Origin of the sequence: Vibrio sp. SCSIO 43153, from assembly GCF_023716625.1 — a bacterium.
Classification (GTDB): Bacteria; Pseudomonadota; Gammaproteobacteria; order Enterobacterales; family Vibrionaceae; genus Vibrio; species Vibrio rotiferianus.
This window is the reverse complement of record NZ_CP071855.1, coordinates 431608-454682: the sequence shown is the minus strand read 5'-3', so window position 1 is coordinate 454682 and position 23075 is coordinate 431608. Positions and strand designations below refer to the sequence as shown.

The 23075-nt window shown below is 45.1% G+C and carries 20 protein-coding genes; 9 read left to right on the top strand and 11 right to left on the bottom strand.

Annotated features, from left to right (window positions below; all coding sequences use genetic code 11):
- The first annotated feature begins 61 nt into the window (after positions 1-61).
- The 6 genes from J4N37_RS02140 to J4N37_RS02115 all read left to right on the top strand — a co-directional run bounded on the left by J4N37_RS02140 (position 62) and on the right by J4N37_RS02115 (position 4734).
- Positions 62-490 (top strand): DUF1499 domain-containing protein, encoded by a 429-nt coding sequence (locus J4N37_RS02140; protein ID WP_252041587.1) that lies wholly within the window; start codon positions 62-64, stop codon positions 488-490.
- A 65-nt stretch (positions 491-555) separates the two neighbouring features.
- Entirely contained in the window at positions 556-1251 is a 696-nt protein-coding gene (gene mtnN / locus J4N37_RS02135) for a 5'-methylthioadenosine/S-adenosylhomocysteine nucleosidase (protein ID WP_047480602.1), read from the top strand.
- A 14-nt stretch (positions 1252-1265) separates the two neighbouring features.
- The gene (locus tag J4N37_RS02130) at positions 1266-2219 is read left to right on the top strand and encodes a cobalamin biosynthesis family protein (RefSeq protein ID WP_252041586.1); all 954 of its coding nucleotides are present in this window, start codon (positions 1266-1268) and stop codon (positions 2217-2219) included.
- A complete protein-coding gene (gene btuF / locus J4N37_RS02125) occupies positions 2219-3043 on the top strand; it encodes a vitamin B12 ABC transporter substrate-binding protein BtuF (protein WP_252042097.1) in 825 nt (274 codons plus the stop codon). Before J4N37_RS02130 ends, btuF begins: the two co-directional genes overlap by 1 nt.
- Positions 3044-3120: 77 nt before the next feature.
- Positions 3121-3741, top strand: a complete 621-nt coding sequence (locus tag J4N37_RS02120) for a TRIC cation channel family protein (protein ID WP_017190089.1) — start codon at positions 3121-3123, stop codon at positions 3739-3741.
- Between the two features lie 126 nt (positions 3742-3867).
- On the top strand, positions 3868-4734 hold the full coding sequence (locus tag J4N37_RS02115; protein WP_071234956.1) for a LysR family transcriptional regulator: 867 nt from the start codon (positions 3868-3870) through the stop codon (positions 4732-4734).
- Here J4N37_RS02115 and J4N37_RS02110 read toward each other — a convergent pair.
- Positions 4664-5443, bottom strand: coding sequence for a TSUP family transporter (locus J4N37_RS02110; RefSeq protein WP_038884196.1), 780 nt, complete (start codon positions 5441-5443; stop codon positions 4664-4666). The genes J4N37_RS02115 and J4N37_RS02110 overlap by 71 nt on opposite strands.
- Positions 5444-5694: 251 nt before the next feature.
- Between J4N37_RS02110 and ssp4 the strand changes: the two genes are divergently transcribed.
- Both ssp4 and J4N37_RS02100 read left to right on the top strand, forming a co-directional pair.
- Positions 5695-6606 carry an Ssp4 family T6SS effector gene (gene ssp4 / locus J4N37_RS02105; protein WP_252041585.1) on the top strand — a complete coding sequence of 304 codons (912 nt, stop codon included), beginning with the start codon at positions 5695-5697 and terminating at the stop codon, positions 6604-6606.
- Positions 6599-7063, top strand: a complete 465-nt coding sequence (locus J4N37_RS02100; protein WP_071234953.1) for a hypothetical protein — start codon at positions 6599-6601, stop codon at positions 7061-7063. The genes ssp4 and J4N37_RS02100 overlap by 8 nt, the downstream gene beginning before the upstream one ends.
- A gap of 97 nt (positions 7064-7160) precedes the next feature.
- Here the strand turns inward: J4N37_RS02100 and carB are convergent, their stop codons facing one another.
- From carB to secA, 5 genes are all read right to left on the bottom strand, one after another.
- The gene (gene carB, locus J4N37_RS02095) at positions 7161-10394 is read right to left on the bottom strand and encodes a carbamoyl-phosphate synthase large subunit (RefSeq protein WP_005436162.1); all 3234 of its coding nucleotides are present in this window, start codon (positions 10392-10394) and stop codon (positions 7161-7163) included.
- A 16-nt stretch (positions 10395-10410) separates the two neighbouring features.
- Positions 10411-11550 (bottom strand): glutamine-hydrolyzing carbamoyl-phosphate synthase small subunit, encoded by a 1140-nt coding sequence (gene carA / locus J4N37_RS02090; RefSeq protein WP_010445883.1) that lies wholly within the window; start codon positions 11548-11550, stop codon positions 10411-10413.
- Between the two features lie 481 nt (positions 11551-12031).
- Entirely contained in the window at positions 12032-12841 is an 810-nt protein-coding gene (dapB, locus tag J4N37_RS02085; RefSeq protein ID WP_252041583.1) for a 4-hydroxy-tetrahydrodipicolinate reductase, read from the bottom strand.
- Between the two features lie 113 nt (positions 12842-12954).
- On the bottom strand, positions 12955-13353 hold the full coding sequence (gene mutT, locus J4N37_RS02080; RefSeq protein ID WP_252041582.1) for an 8-oxo-dGTP diphosphatase MutT: 399 nt from the start codon (positions 13351-13353) through the stop codon (positions 12955-12957).
- Between the two features lie 73 nt (positions 13354-13426).
- Positions 13427-16156, bottom strand: coding sequence for a preprotein translocase subunit SecA (gene secA, locus J4N37_RS02075; RefSeq protein ID WP_010445878.1), 2730 nt, complete (start codon positions 16154-16156; stop codon positions 13427-13429).
- A 406-nt stretch (positions 16157-16562) separates the two neighbouring features.
- Here secA and J4N37_RS02070 point away from each other — a divergent pair, with 406 nt between their 5' ends.
- Positions 16563-17024 (top strand): DUF721 domain-containing protein, encoded by a 462-nt coding sequence (locus J4N37_RS02070; RefSeq protein WP_010445876.1) that lies wholly within the window; start codon positions 16563-16565, stop codon positions 17022-17024.
- A gap of 66 nt (positions 17025-17090) precedes the next feature.
- Here the strand turns inward: J4N37_RS02070 and lpxC are convergent, their stop codons facing one another.
- From lpxC to murC, 5 genes are all read right to left on the bottom strand, one after another.
- Complete coding sequence (lpxC, locus tag J4N37_RS02065) at positions 17091-18008, bottom strand: UDP-3-O-acyl-N-acetylglucosamine deacetylase (protein WP_010445874.1); 918 nt, start codon at positions 18006-18008, stop codon at positions 17091-17093.
- A 100-nt stretch (positions 18009-18108) separates the two neighbouring features.
- A complete protein-coding gene (gene ftsZ, locus J4N37_RS02060) occupies positions 18109-19347 on the bottom strand; it encodes a cell division protein FtsZ (RefSeq protein ID WP_010445872.1) in 1239 nt (412 codons plus the stop codon).
- Between the two features lie 30 nt (positions 19348-19377).
- A complete protein-coding gene (gene ftsA / locus J4N37_RS02055; RefSeq protein WP_010445869.1) occupies positions 19378-20640 on the bottom strand; it encodes a cell division protein FtsA in 1263 nt (420 codons plus the stop codon).
- A complete protein-coding gene (locus J4N37_RS02050; protein WP_029560917.1) occupies positions 20633-21418 on the bottom strand; it encodes a cell division protein FtsQ/DivIB in 786 nt (261 codons plus the stop codon). Before J4N37_RS02050 ends, ftsA begins: the two co-directional genes overlap by 8 nt.
- A 190-nt stretch (positions 21419-21608) precedes the next feature.
- A complete protein-coding gene (gene murC, locus J4N37_RS02045) occupies positions 21609-23069 on the bottom strand; it encodes a UDP-N-acetylmuramate--L-alanine ligase (protein WP_038884188.1) in 1461 nt (486 codons plus the stop codon).
- Positions 23070-23075 lie beyond the last annotated feature (6 nt).

Sequence of the window (23075 nt, the reverse complement as noted above, 5' to 3'; positions counted from 1 at the left end):
TATTGGATCCTTTTTCTTTTGTATCCATATAATTAGAAACAAAATTATAAGAGTAAATACAATGAAAAAAGTCGCTCTCCTTTCCATTACTTTGCTCGGCTTAACTGCTTGTAGCCAAGGAGTCACAACCATGACGGATCGTTCTCAATCACCTTGTGGTGACAAACCAAACTGCGTTTCCACCCAAGACACGCGTGAAAAATATAACCTAACGCCATTCACCCTAGCTGATTCAGCGAACATCGATGCTATTGAGCAAGTGGCACTTGAACTGCCGGGGGCGAAAACAGCGGTGAAAGAAGGTAATTACCTGCGAATCGAGTGCACATCTAAAATCATGCGCTTTGTGGATGATTTAGAACTCAAGCTCGAAGGCGATCAGTTAATTGTTCGCTCAGAATCTCGCGTTGGCTATTCAGACTTTGGTGTGAACCGTAAGCGTGCCGAACAATTACGGGCACTGTTGGCGAATGCTGGATTAATCAAATAACAACCACATATTGGTGCAGAGTGGTATACTCTCGCCAACTTTAATTTTTATCGAAAGAGAGTGTTATGAAAGTTGGTATCATCGGTGCGATGGAACAAGAAGTCACCATCCTGAAAGAAGCAATGACAAACTGCCAAACAGTAAACAAAGCAGGTTGTACGTTTTTCTCTGGTCAGATTAACGACGTTGATGTGGTACTGCTTCAATCTGGCATCGGTAAAGTAGCGGCTGCAGTAGGCACAACTATTCTGCTAGACGAGTACCAACCAGATGTGGTTATCAACACTGGCTCTGCGGGCGGCTTCGATTCAAGCCTAAACCTAGGCGACGTTGTAATCTCAACAGAAGTTCGTCACCATGATGCAGACGTAACTGCATTTGGCTATGAAATGGGTCAAATGGCAGGCCAACCAGCGGCATTCAAAGCGGATGAGAAGTTAATGGACCTTGCTGAAAAAGCACTGGCTCAGATGGAAAACACTCACGCCGTTCGCGGCCTGATCTGTACTGGTGATGCGTTTGTTTGCACAGCAGAACGCCAAGAGTTTATCCGTAAACACTTCCCTTCAGTTATCGCTGTAGAAATGGAAGCATCTGCCATAGCTCAAACTTGCCACCAATTCAACACACCGTTTGTTGTTGTTCGTGCTATCTCTGACGTAGCAGACAAAGAATCACCAATGAGCTTCGAAGAGTTCCTACCGCTAGCAGCGAAAAGCTCTTCAGAAATGGTATGCAAAATGTTGGAACTGACTAAGTAAGTCCCCAGAATTTCATGGAAGAAATATTTCAACAGCTCTATGCCAATGGTGCGCTCCTCGTCATGTGGGGCGCATTACTATTCCACTTATTAATCCCTATTCCACACGCTGCGCATCCAGTGACGCTTTGGCATAAGTTCGCCGAGCAACTAGCAAGCAAAGTCAATAACAACCACAGCTACTCGCAAAGCATCATCTCTGGCGGACTCGCGCTTCTTCTTATGCTTGTGCCTTGCTTGATATTGCTGCTCGCGATGAAGCCTTTAGTTTGGCAAGCTCCGTTATTTGAGTTGGCATTGCTGCTTATTGCTCTCGACTGGCGAAACAACGAATCACTTGCTAAACAACTGGTCACCGCAATGTCGAATGAGAACAAAGCACAGTGCCGAGCACTACTCAAACCTTACCTTAATCGCGATACAGAGAGCTTATCGCTACTAGGCATTGGTAAAGCTGGAGCAGAGACCATCATCATGGGTTACGGACGTAACGTAGTATGTGTGCTGTTTTGGTATGGATTAACTGGTGGAATTGGTGCGCTGATGTATCGCCTAACCGCTGAACTTGCTCGAGCATGGTCCCCAAGTCGCCGTCAATATTCCCCATTTGGTAAGCCTGTAATTCAATTAACAGCGGCGCTAGAAATCATTCCATTGCGCTTATTCGCTATGTTTATTGGTGTGGGTAAAAACGTATCAAGCGTTTCAACCGCTATGCTTCAACAAGCGAAATCTTGGCCGCTTCCAGGGCCAGCTTGGTTGTTGTGCTCAATTGGCAACAAGCTTCAATTGTCGCTAGGTGGTCCTGCTTTATATCAAGGACAGCGAGCTGAACGAGCCAAAATAGGTGGTCGCATTGCGCCATCCGCCATTCACTTGGCTCAAATCCAAACCTTAATCGTTTGGCGTATCTTTGCTTGGATTGTTATCCAAAGCCTAATTCTCGGATTCATTTATCAAGGACTATGATGAAAAAACTTTGCTTTGCCCTCCCTCTTACCTTCTCTGCCGTTTCTTTTGCCAATGAGCCTGTTCAACGTGTCATCAGTCTGGCGCCACACGCAACGGAAATTGCCTATGCAGCAGGCCTTGGAAACAAGTTGATTGCGGTCAGTGAGATGAGTGACTACCCGGAGCAAGCCAAAGATCTAGAAAAAGTATCAAACTACCAAGGCATCAAACTCGAACGCATCATCGCCCTGCAGCCCGACTTAGTTATCGCTTGGCCGGCAGGAAATCCAACCAAAGAACTTGAGAAGCTCAAACAATTTGATATCCCTCTCTACTATTCAACGACTGGGACACTAGAAGATATTGCCCAAAATATTGAGCAGCTCAGCCAGTACAGTGAAAAGCCCGAACTAGGACAAAAGACCGCAGCAAATTTTCGTGCACAGCTAGAAACACTAAAAGAAAAGTACAATACCGAAGATAAAGTCAGCTACTTCTATCAGTTAAGTGAAAAACCGATCATCACCGTTGCTGGCAAGAATTGGCCAAGTGAAGTCTTCACCTTTTGCGGTGGTGAAAATATCTTTGCCAAGGGAAGTGCTCCTTACCCACAAGTCAGCATCGAGCAAGTGATTACTCGCCAGCCTGAAGTCCTATTTACCTCTCGCCATGCTATGAGTGATGATGGTATGTGGGCAGAGTGGAAAAACGACATCCCTGCATTAAAAAATGACCATGTTTGGTCACTCAATTCCGATTGGATCAACCGACCAACCCCGAGAACCTTAAACGCGATCACAGAGGTGTGCGAACACTTTGAAACCGTTCGGCAAAAACGCTAACGTTTCCGTTGGAAATCCCGTACAATTTCCGTCCCATTTCTGTTCCCCCACAATTTGTTTATAAGGTACCAAGTAACATGGACTCCATGCTGCTTTATATGATCGATTTATTCGGTACTGCTGTCTTTGCGGTTTCTGGTGTTTTGCTCGCAGGCCGATTAAAGATGGATCCTTTTGGTGTGATCGTGCTCGGTAGTGTGACAGCTATTGGTGGTGGCACTATTCGTGATATGGCGCTTGGCGCAACCCCGGTATTCTGGATCACTGACACTACCTATCTTTGGGTAATTTTCATTACCTGTTTGCTCACCATGATTCTGGTTCGTCGTCCTAAACGTCTACCTTGGTGGGTGCTTCCCGTATGTGACGCGATTGGTTTGGCAGTATTTGTTGGTATCGGTGTTGAAAAAGCCCTGGCCTACAATGCATCCGGCATGGTAGCGGTGATCATGGGTGTCATTACTGGCTGTGGTGGCGGCATCATTCGCGATGTGTTAGCTCGTGAAGTACCAATGGTTTTAAGAAGCGAAGTCTACGCAACCGCATGTATCATAGGCGGTATTTTCCACACCACGGCATTGAGCATGGGTCATGACCACTCTTTCGCCCTACTCGCTGGCGTCGTTTCGACATTGATTATTCGTCTTGGTGCGATTCGCTGGCACTTATCACTGCCAACCTTTGCCATCAATCGATAATCTTCAGCTAATTAACTAAAAAGAGCCGTCCTAATCGACGGCTCTTTTTGTTTGCCCCACGCCTATCGCTTCTCGCACAAAGCTTGGTTATATTAAGGCTATTATTCCCAACATTCATGGATAGGCATGTTACTAGAAGGCATCGAAACACTCTTGGTATTAAGTAAAGAAAAGACCATGAGTCGTACTGGAAGTCAGCTTTACATCAGTCAATCAGCAGTCAGCAAACGGATTGCGAACCTAGAAAAAAAACTAGGGAAGAAGTTGATAGAGCCAAGTGGTCGCCATATAAAGCTCACTTCAGATGCTATAGCACTAATAAGCACTATCGAGCCTACATTTAATGAGTTGCGTGGTCAGATACATGACCAACAAGAGCTCGAAGATTCGTCATTGATAAAAATGGACTGTTCGGAAACGTTGGTAGCAGGTTACCTCAGTTTGATCATGGAAGAGCGCTTAGCCCAAGATCCATACCTAAGAATTTCAACCAACCATACGCCACGAATCGTAGAAAACGTAAAATCAGGCAAAGCCACTCTTGGATTCTGCGCGGGTTACTTACCTCCTCATCATGGTTTGATGAGTTATCATCTAGCAGATGAGCCTTTCTCTATCATAAGCAGACATGAGCTCACAAAGATGCCAAAAGCAATTCTGACCAATGACTTAAATAATCCAGCCAACACTTATCAGCAGGCCGTGCTCTCTAAACACAATATCCAGCCTTTAATGGAAATGGATTCGTACACGGCAGCAGCACAATTAGCGTTAGGTGGAATGGCGCCAGCTCTAATTCCAAGGTCGATCATTAAAACACTGAATATAGCGGAGGAGTACTGTTACAACTTTGAGGAACTCGCCCCCTTGATTCGTCCAATACACATCTGCCTACGCCACAACGCCTATCGTAATGAACGAGTTAAAACAGTGATAGAAGCCATTGTTGATGTTGTTGCCAAAGAAGTTTCGCCGCCATCAGCATTGACATAGTTATAACTAAAGGTCGAATCCACTTTTGTCCTTTGGTTACCACCACTTTGGCACCAAGTTGAGCACCAATAAAACCACCGACAGCCATAGTTAAACCGATTTCCCACACAGGTAAGCCCGCTAGAATAAAGAACAGCAGAGCCGCAATATTCGAAGTGAAGTTAAGAATCTTAGTTCGAGCCGTTGCATCAACTAACGAGAAGTGACCAAGCGCGACAAAGCAGAGCGCAAATATAGAGCCAGTCCCCGGCCCAAAAAAACCATCGTAAAAACCAACACCACCACCAACACACAGAGCGAACATAGCTTCAGAGAGCTTTGGTTCACCCTCAGCCGCTTTCGAGGTTGAAGAAAGCAAAAAGTAGAGTGAAATCGCGATAAGTAATACTGGAATAAGGCTGGTTAGTATCCCGGCATCAATAAACTGCACAGCTTCTGCACCAATAGCAGACCCAATAAAGGTGCATAGAATCGCTAAGCGCATCTCTTTAAGGCTAACAATACCATTACGCACAAAATACCAACTGGCAGAAAAACTTCCGAATGAGCTTTGTAACTTGTTGGTCGCTAGCGCCTGAGTGGGACTGAGCCCCGCCGCCAATAAAGCAGGCAGAGTCAATAGGCCACCACCACCAGCCATTGCATCGATAAATCCCGCTGCCGATGCAACAAAAAACAATGCAACTAAAATCTCAAAAGTGATTTCCACTTATGCGTCCTTGTAAAAATGTGTAACGAAGAGAAGGCAACGATAGCACCACCACACCAACGCGCAAAAGGAAACTCAAGACATCAACCTATTCCTAATATTCATCAATAAGAAAAGTCCAAGAAATGATACGTTAAATGTATCAATTACATTTCCAATCGAATTCACTCTCAAGAGCATTTCATTTTTTTGATGGGAAAGAAAAACACTGGCCTAATCTGGTAAATTCAATCTCATAGAAAGTGAAAACAATGGATGCTTTAGGGATTCGCCCATCAATAAAAGAGCAACAGTTACGCTCTCGTATAGAACAAACCGTAAATCTAAAACAGCTCTTCAGAGTTATAGACTCTAGGCCTGAAACTTCGGGTGCTGGGGTTATTTATATCGCAGGTGATTCAACAATAATCTCTCTTCGAAAGTTCAATTCCAATTGTCGCGTCAACCCTATCAGTATTATTTTAAAAGAGCCGACATCTTCTATGTCCGCCGATAACTACGCCAAAGAACTTAAGTCTTCGAATAGAGAGTCTAAGTTAGCTTCTGAACTTATTGGAGCAGGCTTAAGCTGTGCTTCAGCAGCTTTAGGTTGGATGGTGGTTGTAGGTAGTGTTGGTGCGATTCCAATTTCGGGAGGCACGAGTGCTGCCGTTACTTATTTGGGATACAGTGCGGCGGCGGCCTCTACAGTCCAATGTATGGTGGGCATAGGCAGGAGTGGAGCTGAAGGTTTTGCTCCTGATAAGCTAGATGAACTGGACTCGCAAGCTTGGTATCAAAATACATCTAAAGCCCTCGATTACATATCTCTGGTAGGTGTTGGGGCATCAGGCACAGCCACAATAAAAGCCATAAGTAATCTACAGAAGAGCTCAGGAAAAAGCTTAAGTGAAGTTTTAAAGGGCTTAAATCGACACGAACGAGCAAGGCTCACTAAAGAAATTTCGAAACAAAACATCCCAAACTTATCTTCAAAAGCCTATAAACAACTAGTACGTTCAGGAAGCGTAAAACGAAGGTTCTCTTCACAAGAGATCAGCAATGCCATCCAACTTCAACTAAAAGATGCCATTGGTGCAACTATCAGTTTCGTGGGTAGTGCAACCTCCGGCAACGTCGGTGCTATTGCAGTGGGTGTGTACGAGGAGTTTTCCATTGAATAGTAGAGAAAAAGAAGTCTTCATTCTGTCCGCTAAAAGCATCGCCACAGCTTTAAGTGCAATAATGCTTTTAACAATGGGGGGAGGATTAAATATTTTCTTTCTGGATCAACTAATCGATATTTCAACCACTTACGGTCCATTCTACTTTTGGGTGGTAATGATGGGTATTGGTGCACTTTTGGTAACGATTCCATTTGGGATGATCATTATTCATGGTTTAAAGTTTCTAAATCCCATCAATATTTTCAATGCCACGATACAGATTTTCATTGCGATATGTTTTGGGGTTTCAGAAGCAAAAATGGGAGACCTATTCTGGGTGATAGCCCTTGCTCTCCCTATTCTTGCTCTTTATTTGATGAATACTCCTTCTTACAAATGCTTCATGACCTTTTACTATGAACTAGCTCAGAGCCGTAGAGAGCACCGAAGACTAATGAAAAATATCAACAAGTAGAACAAGTTGCTTAATTAAACAAAAAAGCCCGCTCAAATGAGCGGGCAATGAGGTTGTCATATAAGCCCTATTTTTCAGGCTTACTGATTTTTATCTATTACGCTTCTAGGCTAGCTTTCACTTTTGCGTGTAGCTCTTGAACCGAAGTTACCGTGCTCTTCGCGTCTGCAGTGTGTGCCATACAAGTTGCGAATGCAGCGTTTAGTGTTGTCGTGTAGTTCACTTTCTCAGCTAGTGCGCCGCGACGCAGAACTTTAGAATCTTCAATCGCTTGACGGCCAGCGGCAGTATTCACGATGTAGGTGTACTCGTTGTTCTTGATACGGTCAAGAATGTGAGGACGACCTTCGTGTACTTTGTTTACTAGACGTGGGTTAATACCCGCTTCGCCAAGAATCACTGCTGTACCGTGTGTTGCATCTAGCTGGTAACCAAGTTTTGTCAACTTAGACGCTAGGTCCACAACACGCTCTTTGTCACCTGCACGAACAGACAGTAGTGCACGACCACCTTCTGGGTAAATGTTGCCACAACCCAATTCTGCTTTCGCGTAAGCTTCTGCAAACGTAGCACCAACACCCATAACCTCACCAGTAGAGCGCATTTCTGGGCCTAACAATGGGTCAACACCAGGGAACTTGTTGAATGGAAGTACAACTTCTTTCACTGAGTAGTAAGGTGGGATGATTTCTTTCGTAAAGCCTTGAGCTTCAAGCGATTGACCCGCCATTACACGCGCAGCAATCTTAGCGATTGGCGCACCCGTTGCTTTAGATACGAACGGTACTGTACGCGCTGCACGAGGGTTCACCTCGATTAGGTATACTTGGTTGTTCTTAACCGCAAACTGCGTGTTCATCAGACCACGAACACCCAACTCGAACGCTAGCTTTTCAACTTGCTCGCGCATTACGTCTTGGATTTCTTGGCTTAGCGTGTATGCAGGAAGAGAACATGCTGAATCACCAGAGTGAACACCTGCTTGCTCGATGTGCTCCATGATACCGCCGATAACCACGCGCTCACCATCACAGATAGCATCGATATCGACTTCAACTGCGTCGTCTAGGAAGCTATCAAGAAGAACTGGAGATTCGTTCGATACGCTTACCGCTTCGTTGAAGTAGCGACGTAGATCTTGCTCGTCGTATACGATTTCCATCGCACGACCACCAAGTACGTAAGAAGGACGTACAACCAGTGGGTAACCGATTTCACGAGATTTCTCTACCGCTTGCTCCATCGTCGTTACTGTCGCGTTTTCTGGCTGTAGAAGACCTAGACGGTCAACTGCAACTTGGAAACGCTCACGGTCTTCTGCACGGTCGATTGCATCTGGGCTAGTACCGATGATTGGCACGCCAGCTGCTTCAAGTGCACGAGCCAGTTTCAGTGGTGTTTGACCACCGTACTGAACGATAACGCCTTTTGGCTTCTCAACGCGAGCGATTGCTAGTACGTCTTCCAGTGTTACTGGTTCGAAGTACAAACGGTCAGACGTGTCGTAGTCTGTTGAAACTGTCTCAGGGTTACAGTTAACCATGATAGTTTCGTAGCCATCTTCACGTAGAGCTAGCGATGCGTGTACACAACAGTAGTCAAATTCGATACCTTGGCCGATACGGTTTGGACCGCCGCCTAGAATCATGATCTTGTCTTTATCTGTTGGGTTCGCTTCACACTCGTCATCGTAAGATGAGTACATGTAAGCTGTATCAGAAGAGAACTCAGCCGCACACGTATCAACGCGCTTGTACACTGGGTGGATGTCGTACTGGTCACGTAGACGACGGATTTCGCTTTCCGCTACACCTAGAATCTTAGATAGACGTGCATCAGCAAAACCTTTACGCTTCAGCTTGTTAAGCTCTTCTTTGTTTAAACCAGCGAAGCCTTTTGCTTTTAGCTCTTGCTCAAGCTTCACGATGTCTTCGATTTGAACTAGGAACCAACGATCGATTTGCGTTAGGTTGAATACGCCATCTACTGACATACCTGCACGGAATGCATCCGCGATGTACCAAATACGCTCTGCGCCTGCTTCTTTCAGCTCATGACGGATTTTCGTCAATGCATCTGGCGCATCTAGGTCAACCATCTCGTCAAAGCCTGTCGCGCCAACTTCTAAGCCGCGAAGTGCTTTTTGTAGTGATTCTTGTTGGTTACGACCAATTGCCATTACCTCACCAACTGACTTCATTTGCGTCGTTAGACGGTCATTAGCACCAGCAAATTTCTCGAAGTTAAAGCGAGGAATCTTAGTTACTACGTAGTCGATTGTTGGTTCGAATGATGCTGGCGTAGCGCCGCCAGTAATGTCGTTCATTAGCTCGTCTAGCGTAAAGCCAACTGCCAGTTTCGCAGCAATCTTAGCGATTGGGAAACCTGTTGCTTTTGAAGCTAGAGCAGAAGAGCGAGATACACGTGGGTTCATCTCGATGATAACCATACGGCCATCTTTCGGGTTGATACCAAACTGTACGTTAGAACCACCAGTTTCAACGCCAATCTCACGCAGTACTGCTAGAGATGCGTTACGCATTAACTGGTATTCTTTGTCTGTTAGTGTTTGCGCTGGTGCAACCGTGATTGAGTCACCCGTGTGGATGCCCATTGGGTCAAAGTTTTCAATCGCACATACGATGATACAGTTGTCCGCTTTGTCGCGAACCACTTCCATTTCGTACTCTTTCCAACCAATAAGAGACTCATCGATAAGAAGCTCGTTAGTTGGCGACAGGTCTAGACCGCGACGACAAATTTCCTCGAACTCTTCTTTGTTGTATGCGATACCGCCACCAGTACCACCCATAGTAAATGATGGACGGATGATACATGGGAAGCCAACCATATCGAGTACAGCGTAAGCTTCTTCCATCGTTTTTGCAGTATCTGCACGTGGACACTCAAGGCCGATAGACTTCATCGCTTTATCGAAACGAGAACGGTCTTCCGCTTTGTCGATTGCGTCAGCAGTCGCACCAATCATCTCAACGCCGAACTCTTCAAGAACACCGTGCTTCTCTAGGTCTAGTGCACAGTTCAATGCAGTCTGACCACCCATTGTTGGCAGTACTGCATCCGGCTTTTCTTTCGCGATGATGTTGCGAACCACTTCCCATTGGATTGGCTCGATGTAAGTTGCATCCGCCATGTCTGGGTCAGTCATGATGGTTGCAGGGTTAGAGTTTACTAGGATAACTCGGTAACCCTCTTCACGCAGTGCTTTACACGCTTGTGCGCCAGAGTAGTCAAACTCACATGCCTGACCGATAACAATCGGACCAGCACCAAGAATAAGAATACTTTGAATGTCAGTACGTTTTGGCATTATCTACTACTCCGAATTAAGCGCTGTGTTTTTTGATTAGTTCGATAAAGTGGTCAAATAGCGGTGCCGCGTCGTGTGGACCTGGGCTCGCTTCAGGGTGACCTTGGAAGCTAAATGCTGGCTTGTCTGTGCGGTGAATACCTTGTAAAGAGCCATCAAATAGCGATACGTGAGTAGCACGTAGATTTTCAGGTAGTGTTGCTTCGTCTGCTGCAAAACCGTGGTTCTGCGACGTAATCATCACAACATTACGCTCCAAATCTTTTACTGGGTGGTTTGCGCCGTGGTGACCAAACTTCATTTTCACTGTTTGTGCACCCGATGCTAGCGCAAGGATTTGGTGGCCTAGACAGATACCAAAGATTGGCAGGCCTTTTTCTAGGAATACTTTTGTCGCTTCAATCGCGTAAGTACATGGTTCTGGGTCACCAGGGCCGTTTGATAGGAAAACGCCATCTGGGTTTAGAGCCAGAACTTCTTCTGCTGAAGTTTCAGCAGGAACAACCGTTAGGCGGCAGCCTCGGTCAACCAACATGCGCAGGATGTTGCGTTTTGCGCCGAAGTCGTAGGCAACAACGTGATATGGCAATTCGCTGTCGTCTTTCGCTTCTGGAAGTCCACCCTCAAGCGTCCACGAACCTTGTTTCCATTGATACGCTTCTTTTGTTGTAACCTCTTTCGCAAGATCCATTCCTTTCAAACCAGGGAATTCTTTTGCTTTCGCTAGTGCCAAAGCTTCGTCTAGATTGTTACCAGCTACGATACAACCGTTTTGAGCACCTTTTTCACGCAGGATACGAGTTAGCTTACGCGTGTCGATGTCTGCAATGCCGACGATGTTTTGCGACTTGAGGTAATCAGAAAGGGATTGTTCATTACGGAAGTTAGAAGCGATAAGAGGGAGATCGCGAATCACAAGGCCTTGTGCGTGGATTGAAGAGGATTCTTCGTCTTCGGAATTGGTTCCGGTATTGCCAATGTGAGGATAAGTAAGAGTAACGATTTGTTGAGAATAGGAAGGATCAGTGAGAATTTCTTGGTACCCCGTCATCGAGGTATTAAAAACAACTTCACCAACGGAAATACCATCTGCTCCAATGGAAACACCGCGGAACACTGTCCCATCTTCTAGGACTAACAGTGCTAATTTACCCAAGACAACCTCCAGAATAAAAATGCATAAAAAATAAATTAAGCTGCAAATCTGCCTTCCTTTACCTTGATTATTTACATAAACAGGTATTTTTGACAAATTGGCGGTATTCTAAAGACGGACTTGGAAACTGTCAACACACATTGAAAAATAAATTATCACTTTCTAGCAAGTAAGGGCATTTCAACAGAAAAAGCCCTAAAAAAGTAAGTTTTACTTACCTACACATCAGCTGCCATGACTTTTTTGTGAATTTTACAAATTTGAACTTATTACAGATCACAAAATTTTCTGAGATTTTTGCGCAAACGTTCATCCAGCAAAATCAACACTTACTTTTGGGCGTTACACCAAGATAAGTAGTTAAACCACCTAAAATACCAACCAAACTGTCGATAACACGCGCATCTCACGTACTCATTTCATTTACATAATTTTCTTCAAACACAAAAAAGCCGGCTTGCGCCGGCGAATAATTATGTACTTAAAGCTCATTCAGCCCGAGGACATCGGTCATGGTATAAAAGCCTGCTGGTTTAGAATGTAACCAAACAGCTGCCTTAACGGCACCATTAGCAAAGGTCATACGGTCGGTCGCTTTGTGTGTGATCTCAACACGCTCACCGATATCAGCAAACATCGCAGTATGCTCACCGACGATATCACCAGCACGAATAGTGGCAAAACCGATCTCATCTTTCGTACGTTCGCCCGTGATACCTTCACGTGCATATACCGCAACGTCACTCAATTTGTTACCCATCGCGCCAGCAATGGCTTCACCCATACCAATCGCGGTACCAGACGGAGCATCAACTTTATGACGGTGATGCGCTTCTACGATTTCTATATCACAGTAATCGCCCATCACTTTGGCTGCTTTTTCAAGAAGCTTAAAGACTAGGTTCACACCTACAGAGTAGTTCGGAGCCATAACAACAGGAATTTGCTTTGCTGCTTCATCAATCAGGTCACGTTCTTCTTCACTAAAGCCCGTAGTACCGATGACAATGCTCTTACCATGTTGTTTACACAGCTCTAGATTCGCTAGCGTGCTCACTGGAGCAGTAAAGTCGATAACAACATCAAAGTTCTCGACTTCTTTTGCTAAATCATCTGTCAGAAAGACATCAAACTTACCCTCACCACACAATTCACCCACATCAACGCCAACTAATGAAGACTCCGGACGTTCAGAGCCTGCTGCAACAGAGGCTTCCGGATTTAAGTGTGAGGCCTTTACTAGGTTGCGACCCATACGGCCAGCTGCTCCTGCGATTGCAATACGAACCATTGCGCTTTCTCTCCTTCTCTGGATAACGAGGCTTGTTCTCGTTCTCTTTCGTTTCGCGGTATCTTTTTAAACTAACAATATCCCGAGTTAACCACAAGATAGTTCGCGGTGAGTTAAGAAAACTCTTTTACTACTCGCTCAAGGATAGGTACATTCGCTTCAGGGAAGGTGTAATCAGGCAATGCTGTAATATCGACCCAACGGCCTTCTTGACCTTCACGACCATAAGGTTGGTTATTGAATTGAGTGACCGTCATGAAATCAAACTTCAGAGACTTATCTGGATAATCGTATTCCAAGTGTTCAAACAAGGCTTGCTCTGTCGCCGTAATACCAATCTCTTCCTCGAGTTCACGAATCATCGCTTGTTCAGCACTTTCACCTTGCTCAACTTTGCCGCCAGGAAACTCCCAAAAGCCGCCTTTGTGTTTGTCATCTGGACGTTTGGTGATGAAGATTTGCGATTTGTCTTGGTTGAAGATGATCGCCGCAACAATGTGAATTCTTTTCATTAAATTCGTTCCTAGATCTATCGATACAAAAAGAGCCGCCTAAGCGACTCTTTATTTATGTTTTCAGACTATATTAGTCGATTTTACCGTGGCACTGTTTGTACTTTTTGCCGCTGCCACATGGACAAGGCTCATTACGTCCCACTTTACGCTCTTCGCGAACCATTGGTTGATGAGAACCTTCTTCAGACTCTTCACCTTCAGACAATGGGTTCTGTGCTGCCGCGTGTTGAGCTTGTGCACGACGAGCCGCTTCTTCAGCTTGCGCGCGACGCTGCTCTTCCATACGTTCAACTTCTTCTTGCTGTTGAACACGAACGCGAGATAGAACAGTAATCACGTCTGTTTTCAGCGCTTCTAGTAGACCTTCAAACAGTTCAAACGACTCACGCTTGTACTCTTGTTTCGGGTTCTTCTGCGCGTAACCACGCAGGTGAATACCTTGACGTAGATGATCCATCGCTGCTAGGTGTTCTTTCCATAGCGTATCTAGCGTTTGAAGCATAACTGACTTCTCGAAGTTACGTAGCACTTGTGCGCCAACCACTTCTTCTTTCGCTTTGTAAACTTCAACCGCTAGGTTAGTGATCTTCTCACGTAGCGCTTCTTCGTATAGCTTGTCGTCTTCTTCAAGCCATTGCTTGATTGGCGCATCTAGATCGAAGTCTGCTTTCAAGCGCTCTTGTAGACCTTCCACATCCCACATATCTTCTAGAGATTGTGGTGGAATGTATTCGTCGATGATCGCCGTAATAACATCTTCACGGTTTTGCTCGATCATGTCGCTAATGTCGTCAACGCTCATTAGCTCATCACGCAATTCGTAAACCACTTTACGTTGATCGTTCGCCACGTCATCGTATTCAAGAAGTTGTTTACGGATATCGAAGTTACGACCTTCCACTTTACGCTGTGCTTTTTCGATTGAACGAGACAGCATCTTAGATTCGATCGCTTCACCTTCTTCCATACCACTTTGGATAAGGCTAGCCATACGATCTGAAGTGAAGATACGCAGCAGTGAATCTTCCATCGATAGGTAGAAACGAGATGAACCCGCATCGCCTTGACGACCAGAACGCCCACGTAGCTGGTTATCGATACGACGAGATTCGTGACGCTCAGTACCGATGATGTGTAGACCACCTGACTCTAGTACTTGATCGTGAACCTGTTTCCACTCAGCTTTGATAGCGTCGATCTGTTCTTTGGTTGGATCTTGTAGTGCTTCTACTTTCGCTTGCCAGCTACCACCCAACACGATATCGGTACCACGACCAGCCATGTTGGTCGCGATGGTTACTGCGCCAGGTTTACCAGCTTCTGCAACGATTTCAGCTTCTTTCTCGTGGAATTTCGCATTCAGTACGTTGTGCTTGATCTTAGCTTTCTTAAGCGCATTAGATAGCAGCTCTGATTTCTCGATTGAAACCGTACCCACTAGAGATGGTTGACCTTTCTCTACACGCTCTTTGATGTCTTCGATGATGGCAGCAAATTTTTCTGCTTCAGTACGGTAAACAACATCTGGCATATCGTCACGAATCATAGGTTTGTTAGTTGGGATAACAACCGTTTCTAGACCGTAAATCGATTGGAATTCGAATGCTTCTGTATCCGCTGTACCTGTCATGCCTGACAGTTTTTCGTATAAACGGAAGTAGTTCTGGAAAGTAATCGAAGCCAGCGTTTGGTTTTCGTTTTGGATCTTAACGCCTTCTTTCGCTTCAACCGCTTGGTGAAGACCTTCAGACCAACGACGACCCGGCATTGTACGACCAGTGTGTTCATCAACGATAACCACTTCGCCGTCTTCGTTAACGATATAATCTACGTTACGTTCGAACAATACGTGTGCACGAAGTGCTGCATTTACGTGGTGCAGCAGGCTGATGTTAGTTGGAGAGTAAAGCGTGTCACCCTCTTCCATCAGGCCGTTTTTCACCATCAGCTCTTCAACGAACTCTTGGCCCGTTTCAGTTAAGTGAACCTGTTTGGATTTCTCATCTACTGTGTAGTGACCATCACCGCGGTATTCTTCAGAATCTTCTTTATCTTGTTTTTGCAGATTTGGAATCAATAGATTAATACGAGTGTATAGCTCAGAGCTATCTTCTGCTGGACCAGAGATAATCAGAGGAGTACGAGCTTCATCGATAAGGATTGAGTCCACCTCATCGACTACAGCAAAGAAACGTGCGCGTTGAACACGGTCTTCGTTGCGGAAAGCCATATTGTCACGTAGGTAGTCAAAACCAAACTCGTTGTTTGTGCCGTACAGGATGTCGGCTTGATAAGCTTCTTTCTTCGCTTGAGGTGGCATGTTTGGCACGTTCACGCCAACAGTCATACCTAGGAATTCAAATAATGGACGGTTAGTCTCAGCATCACGTGTCGCGAGGTAGTCGTTCACTGTGACTACGTGCACACCTTTACCTGGAAGTGCGTTTAGGTAAGCAGGAAGGGTTGCAGTTAAAGTTTTACCTTCACCAGTGCGCATTTCCGCAATTTGACCGCCGTTCAGTACCATACCACCGATAAGCTGAACATCGAAGTGACGCATACCGTACACACGCTTAGATGCTTCACGAACCGTAGCAAATGCTTCTGGAAGCAGCTTATCAAGCGTTTCACCTTGTTCTAGGCGTTCACGAAACTCAACCGTTTTCGCTTTTAGTTCTTCATCTGATAGTGCTTCGAACGTCGGTTCGTAGTTATTTATTTCTTTTACAATTTTTCTAAGGCGGCGCAGTGTTCGGTCGTTGCGACTGCCAATTACTTTTGTCAGTAGCTTAGTTATCATTTTATGTAAATCTCTCGTTTATCAGACCGTTCCCGATCTACTTGAATGCCTTCAGTCTCTACCAGTTTGGAACTAAGAATACTGAGATAAATCATTTATCAAAGATATTGAGTTCAAACGTCCAATTTTCAAGGCTTAAATTTGAAACAATGTGGCATAGTGTAAGGATTTTTCTTCAATCCAACCATAAATAGCCCAATTTGTTTGAAGCACTCGGAAGTTTTTATCCAAACTGATGATGGATTAGCCAATATTCTCATGCAAAATCCCCAAAGCTTTGTGTCTCAAGCAATCAGAAATATCCATCAGAGATATGCAACTATAGATTAAAGCCCATAATGTAAACTATACCTGAGCAGAAAGCTGCTCTAGAATAGCTTTATCTCAACAAAATTAGTTTTTACCTATGCGCGACCACCGTCCTACCTCTACTGAAGATCTCATCGCTGAATCCCGGCTTAGTCAGCTTCAAGAACACGCAGGCGAGATCTTACTACTGAACAGAGCGTTACAAGAGATCTTACCGAAAGGAACGGCTGATCATTGCCGTGTGGCAAACGTGCGAGGCGGCCATTTATTGATCGATGTATCTAGTGCCGCGATCAAAATGAAGATCGATTATGATCGTTTGATGATCTTAAACAAACTAAGAAGTCAAGGACATGCAAAACTGATGAGCGTAGAAGTAAGGATTAATCCATCTCTCTACCGTAATCACTACGAGCAAGAACAAAAGCCAAAGCGGCCACCGTTGACAGAAGCGGCAGCAAACTCGCTGTTGATCATTGCTGACATGGCTCCGCCAAAAATCCAAGAACGCTTAAAACGTCTTGCTGATATGGCAGAAAAGAAAAGCAAAGAATCCTAATCTGCAAATAGTAAAAAGCCAGGCATTGCCTGGCTTTTTTAATTTATTGCGTCTGAGTGTTGGGTATTACGCTAGAACCATATTTGGTTCTGCAAAAGCAACCGGAGAACCCGCTTCTTCTTCGAATGTTGTCCATTCCCATGCTTCTTGATCAGCAAGAACCGCACGCAGAAGTTGGTTGTTCAGGCCATGACCTGACTTGTACGCTCGGAACTCACCGATAATTGCGTGACCACACATGTAAAGATCACCAATTGCGTCCAATACTTTGTGAGTAACAAACTCATTTTCAAAGCGAAGACCTTCTTCATTAAGAATGCGGTAATCATCCAGTACGATTGCGTTGTCAAAGCTACCACCAAGAACTAGGTTCTGGGATTGTAGGTATTCGATATCTCGCATGAAGCCGAACGTACGTGCGCGAGAAATCTCACGAACAAAACCTTGAGATGAGAAATCAAACAAAAGACGTTGCTCGTCTGATTCGATCGCTGGGTGATTAAAGTCGATTTCGAAATCCATACGGAAGCCGTTAAATGGAACAAACTCTGCCCATTTATCACCATCTTCAAAACGAACTGGCTTCTTAATACGGATAAAACGCTTAGGTGCATTTTGTGTTTCAACACCCGCTTGTTGAAGCAGGTAAACAAAAGGACTTGCGCTACCATCCATAATTGGGATTTCAGGAGCATCAACTTCAACAATAATGTTATCGATACCCATACCAGCAAGTGCCGCATTCAAATGCTCAACAGTTGAAATACGTACGCCTTCATCATTCACCAATGCTGTACAAAGCATTGTATCGCGAACCGATTCTGGATCTGCTGGGAAATCTACAGGAGGATTTACGTCTGTACGACGGTAAATAATGCCTGTATTTGCAGCTGCCGGGCGCAGAGTAAGCGTAACTTTACGACCAGAGTGGAGACCCACACCAGTTGTTTTCACTATTTCTTTCAGAGTACGTTGTCTGATCATCTGCTTGCCTCTTAAAAAGTGCTACAAAACACGGCCGATTGTAACGTCGACCGTGAATGCTACCATAATTTTGAGCTGTGTCAAATTTACGGGTTAATAATTAATCAGCCTGACGACGCAAAAATGCCGGAATATCTAAATAACCGCTTTCCTTCTCTTGCTTAGGAGCAGCGCTTTGGCCACCAGCTGCAGGAGAAGAAGAAACTGTGTTTGTCGGCTGAGGAGTTACTTGTGGCTTCTCTTGTACAGGATTTGTCTGCAAAGTTTGTGCCGGTTTCTCTTCAGCTTGTGGTGCTACGCTTTGAGCTTGTGGTTGAGCAGCTTGTGGCGCTGGAGCCACTTTCGCTTTACCACCAGCAACTAGCGTGATATCTGGCTTTTTCTCATTGCCAATACCAGTAGCTACAACAGTTACTCGGATTTCATCTGTCATATCTGGATCTAGTGAAGTACCAATAACCACAGTTGCGTTATCAGAAGCAAAAGCTTTCACTGTGTTACCCACTGTCTCAAACTCGTCAAGACGCATATCCAGACCTGCAGTGATGTTCACAAGAACGCCACGTGCACCTGCTAGATCGATATCTTCTAGAAGTGGGCTAGAAATTGCCATTTCAGCAGCTTCTTCTGCACGATCTTCACCTTTCGCGATACCGCTACCCATCATTGCATGTCCCATCTCAGACATCACAGTGCGTACATCCGCAAAGTCGACGTTGATCATGCCAGGACGAGTGATTAGCTCTGCGATACCTTGAACCGCGTTCTTAAGAACATCGTTAGCACTTGCGAAAGCTTCTAGTAGCGTTACACCACGACCAAGTACTTTAAGTAGCTTTTCGTTTGGAATCGTGATCAAAGAGTCAACGTGCTTAGATAGCTCATCGATACCTTGCTCCGCAAATGCCAAACGCTTTTTGCCTTCAAAGCTGAACGGTTTTGTTACTACCGCAACAGTAAGAATGCCAAGCTCTTTAGCTACTTCAGCAATAACAGGTGCTGCACCAGTACCTGTACCGCCACCCATACCAGCTGCGATAAATACCATATCGGCACCAGTGATGGACTCTTTAATTCTTTCTCTATCTTCGAGAGCTGCGTCACGGCCAACTTGTGGATTCGCACCAGCACCCAGACCTTTAGTGATGTCACCACCAATCTGGATCACATTGCCAACGCTTGTCTTACGAAGTGCTTGCGCATCAGTATTAACGCTGATGAATTCCACACCTTCGATGGATTCACGCACCATGTGTTCAACAGCGTTACCACCGCCGCCACCAACCCCAACGACCTTGATTACTGCATCGTCAGACATTTCCATCATCGGTTCAAACATGTGTTGTCTCCGTTTATCCTGCAACTCAGGTTAAAACTCTTTTTGTATCCAATTACGCAATTTACCGAAGAAGCCAGTAACAGATGAACGTTTCGGTTCATTATACTCGCCATCATCACTGGACTGCATGTCTCTTGCGTAATGAAGTAATCCAACTGCCGTAGAATGATACGGCTCTTTTACATAGTCAGTTAAACCACTAACTTCAAGTGGCTTGCCAACCCTAACTTGATTGCGGAATACGCGTTCCGCACACTCTACCACTCCGTCAATTTGCGCAGCACCACCAGTTAAAACCACACCTGCGGCTAAATGATGTTTGATGCCCTCTTCGCGCAGTTTTGCTTGTACAGAGTCGATAGTTTGGTTAACCAGTCCCATAAGCTCAGAGTAACGAGGTTCAATCACTTCTGACAACGTCTGGCGTTGCAGACTACGAGAAGGTCGACCTCCTACACTTGGGACATTAACCGTGTCATCCTTACTGACCAGTTCACTTAGGGCACAGCCATATTTAACTTTTATCTCTTCAGCATCGCTTACAGGCGTACCAAAAGCAAAAGCAATATCGCTTGTTACAGCATTTCCTGCGTAAGAAAACACTTCAGTGTGACGTAGCGCACCACCAGTCCAGATAGATACATCCATCGTGCCAGCACCAATATCAACCACACAAACCCCGAGCTCTCTTTCATCCTCGGTGATTACTGCGTTACTTGCAGCAAGCCCAGAAAATACAAGTTGCTCTACTTTAAGGCCACAGCGCTCTACTGCCTTAATAATATTGCGTGCCATATCATTATGACATGAGATCAAATGGACACTTACTTCCATTCTTACTCCAGATAAACCAAGCGGGTTTTTAATGCCTTCTTGGTAGTCGATGGTGAACTCCTGTGGAATCACATGAAGGATTCGTTGTTCATCACCGATTTTAATCGATTTTGCAGTATGGATAGCGCGATCCATATCTTCTTGGGATACTTCCTCATCGGAAATAGTTCCCATGCCCTTCTCAATACGGCTCGCAATATGCTTACCCGATAATGAGATAAACACTCGGCTAATTTGGCATTCAGCCATTAGTTCGGCTTGATCAATGGCTCTTTGGACGGATTTAACTACCGACTCCAAATCGTTTACGCCACCTTTATCCATGCCACGTGACGGGCTGCTACCTGCACCAATAATATTTATTTGGCCATCAGGTAAAATTTCACCCACTAGAGCTGACACGGTTGCAGTGCCTATATCAAGACCAACAATAATGTTGTCATCAGCGGCCTTAGTCATCTGTACTCTCTTGTTCTAACTCTTGTTCAGGAAACCAACCGACTGCGGCTCCTGTATCGTACCTTAAGTCGATATAACTGATTCTTTGGGTGTCACTGCCAAGCTGATGATACAACTCAAAAAAACGCTGTATACGCTCGTCAAGAGACTCTTTACCTAATTCTAAACGTATGCCGTTATCGAGGATAATTTGCCAAGCACGACGTTCATTCAATACGAGTGAAGAAATCGCAAGACCAAGTTTTGCAAATTGAGGCTGTAATGTTCGGTAGGTCTCTAAGACTTCCGGCCCACTTGCTGCTGGTCCATATAATTTTACTTTTTCTTCCTTCAGCAGACCTACATCACCATCAAAAACGATCCCACTATTATCTAGTAGTTCGTTGCCATTCCAAATGGCTTCGGGATGATACTCCGTTAAGAATACTTTTACTTTATCTGGCCATTGCTTACGAATTGCGGCATGAGCAACCCAAGGCAAAGCTTCGACACTCTGCTGTAATACATCAATGTCCTGAGACATAAATGTACCGATATGATCGATTCGCCCGAACGCACTTTGCACGTCCTCAGCCGTGACATACTCCAAGTTACCTTGCAGTATTATTTTGGAAAGAGGTAACCTTTGGTCATCCCACATCCAACTGATCGCCGAATACAACACAGAACTAATCAAAGTCACGACGAAAACGAAAAACAGAGCACCTATTAGTTTTTCTTGACGACCACGGAGTAATTCCTTTTGTGGTGGTTCTTCATTCAGTGCCATATTTAACAATGGTATTGTTTCCTGACTGTTGTCCCGTGTTTTACCTTATCTATTACAAGGTGGTAAAAACTCTGACTTTAACCTTGGGATTATACTTAGCTCTTGTAAACTATCAAACATTGATAGTGACAAATCACAACTATCCTGACGCAAAATCGAGATCTGCGTCTTTTTCCACACTATGTGTAAACGAAAGCACTTATCCCTGCTGCATCTTTTCAATGTTTAACTCTAATGTTGCAAGTTGTTTAGCTACTTTACCTACATCTCCCGCACCTTGAGTTAAAACTAAGTCACCTTCTTGAATGACATTAGCAAGCACTGATGGTAGTTGGCTAGTTTCTGGGACAAAAATGGGATCAACCTTGCCACGGCTGCGAATCGTACGGCATAAAGCACGGCCATCCGCCCCAGCAATTGGCTTTTCGCCCGCAGCGTACACATCCAACATGATTAACACATCAACTTGTTCAAGTACGTTTGCAAAGTCATCGTACAAATCACGCGTACGGCTATAGCGGTGCGGCTGGAAAATCATCACCAAACGCTTGTCTTGCCAACCGCTGCGTGCCGCGTTAATTGTTACATCCACTTCTGTTGGATGATGGCCGTAATCATCAACAAGCATTGCATGACCGTTACCAGTATCAAACTCACCTAAGTGATCAAAACGACGGCCTGTACCTTGAGTGCCTGCCATTGCTTTTAGAATCGCTTCATCACTGATGTCATCTTCTGTCGCAACCGCAATCGCCGCTGATGCGTTGAGTGCGTTATGACGTCCTGGAATGTTTAGCGTGATATCAAGGTTTGCACGGCCTTCACGTACTACGGTGAATTTGCCTTGCTGGCCTTCTTGGTGGTAATTCTCGATACGCACATCAGCATCTTCAGAGAAACCGTAAGTGATCACTTGGCGGCTGATACGAGGAATCAATTCACGAATCACAGGATCATCGATACACACAATCGCTTGACCGTAAAACGGTAGGTTGTGAAGGAAATCAATGAAGGTCTGCTTCAAGGTTTCAAAATCACCACCGTACGTATCCATATGGTCAGCTTCGATGTTCGTCACGATGCTCACCATAGGTTGTAGATGCAGGAATGAAGCGTCACTTTCGTCCGCTTCTGCAATCAAAATTCGGCTAGAGCCTAGGCGCGCATTCGTACCCGCGCTCTTAACCAGACCACCGTTCACAAACGTTGGATCAAGGCCTGCTTCAGAATAGATTTGAGTTACCAAAGCTGTGGTCGTCGTTTTACCATGTGTACCCGCGACAGCAATACCATGACGGAATCGCATTAACTCCGCCAGCATTTCTGCGCGACGTACGATAGGGATACGCAACTCACGCGCTGCGATCACTTCTGGGTTTTCTTCATTGATCGCGGTGGATACAACAACAACACTGGCTTTTTCTACATTGCTGGCTTGATGGCCGATAAATACCGTCGCACCTTTTGATACTAGACGCTCGGTCACTGGGTTTTCTGATAGATCAGAACCTGTGATTTGGTAGCCTTCGTTCAACAGCACTTCAGCAATGCCGCTCATGCCCGCACCACCAATACCGATGAAGTGGATGGATTTCACGCGGCGCATCTCTGGCACCATTGCGCGAATCTGAGCTAAGTCTTGTGTATGTTGGATTGTCATCAATTC

Excerpts from the sequence above, each read along its gene's own strand:
- J4N37_RS02140 (WP_252041587.1), top strand. The coding sequence starts at position 62 with ATGAAAAAAGTCGCTCTCCTTTCCATTACTTTGCTCGGCTTAACTGCT.
- mtnN (WP_047480602.1), top strand. The coding sequence starts at position 556 with ATGAAAGTTGGTATCATCGGTGCGATGGAACAAGAAGTCACCATCCTG.
- J4N37_RS02130 (WP_252041586.1), top strand. The coding sequence starts at position 1,266 with ATGGAAGAAATATTTCAACAGCTCTATGCCAATGGTGCGCTCCTCGTC.
- btuF (WP_252042097.1), top strand. The coding sequence starts at position 2,219 with ATGAAAAAACTTTGCTTTGCCCTCCCTCTTACCTTCTCTGCCGTTTCT.
- J4N37_RS02120 (WP_017190089.1), top strand. The coding sequence starts at position 3,121 with ATGGACTCCATGCTGCTTTATATGATCGATTTATTCGGTACTGCTGTC.
- J4N37_RS02115 (WP_071234956.1), top strand. The coding sequence starts at position 3,868 with ATGTTACTAGAAGGCATCGAAACACTCTTGGTATTAAGTAAAGAAAAG.
- ssp4 (WP_252041585.1), top strand. The coding sequence starts at position 5,695 with ATGGATGCTTTAGGGATTCGCCCATCAATAAAAGAGCAACAGTTACGC.
- carB (WP_005436162.1), bottom strand. The coding sequence starts at position 10,394 with ATGCCAAAACGTACTGACATTCAAAGTATTCTTATTCTTGGTGCTGGT.
- dapB (WP_252041583.1), bottom strand. The coding sequence starts at position 12,841 with ATGGTTCGTATTGCAATCGCAGGAGCAGCTGGCCGTATGGGTCGCAAC.
- mutT (WP_252041582.1), bottom strand. The coding sequence starts at position 13,353 with ATGAAAAGAATTCACATTGTTGCGGCGATCATCTTCAACCAAGACAAA.
- secA (WP_010445878.1), bottom strand. The coding sequence starts at position 16,156 with ATGATAACTAAGCTACTGACAAAAGTAATTGGCAGTCGCAACGACCGA.
- J4N37_RS02070 (WP_010445876.1), top strand. The coding sequence starts at position 16,563 with ATGCGCGACCACCGTCCTACCTCTACTGAAGATCTCATCGCTGAATCC.
- lpxC (WP_010445874.1), bottom strand. The coding sequence starts at position 18,008 with ATGATCAGACAACGTACTCTGAAAGAAATAGTGAAAACAACTGGTGTG.
- ftsZ (WP_010445872.1), bottom strand. The coding sequence starts at position 19,347 with ATGTTTGAACCGATGATGGAAATGTCTGACGATGCAGTAATCAAGGTC.
- ftsA (WP_010445869.1), bottom strand. The coding sequence starts at position 20,640 with ATGACTAAGGCCGCTGATGACAACATTATTGTTGGTCTTGATATAGGC.
- murC (WP_038884188.1), bottom strand. The coding sequence starts at position 23,069 with ATGACAATCCAACATACACAAGACTTAGCTCAGATTCGCGCAATGGTG.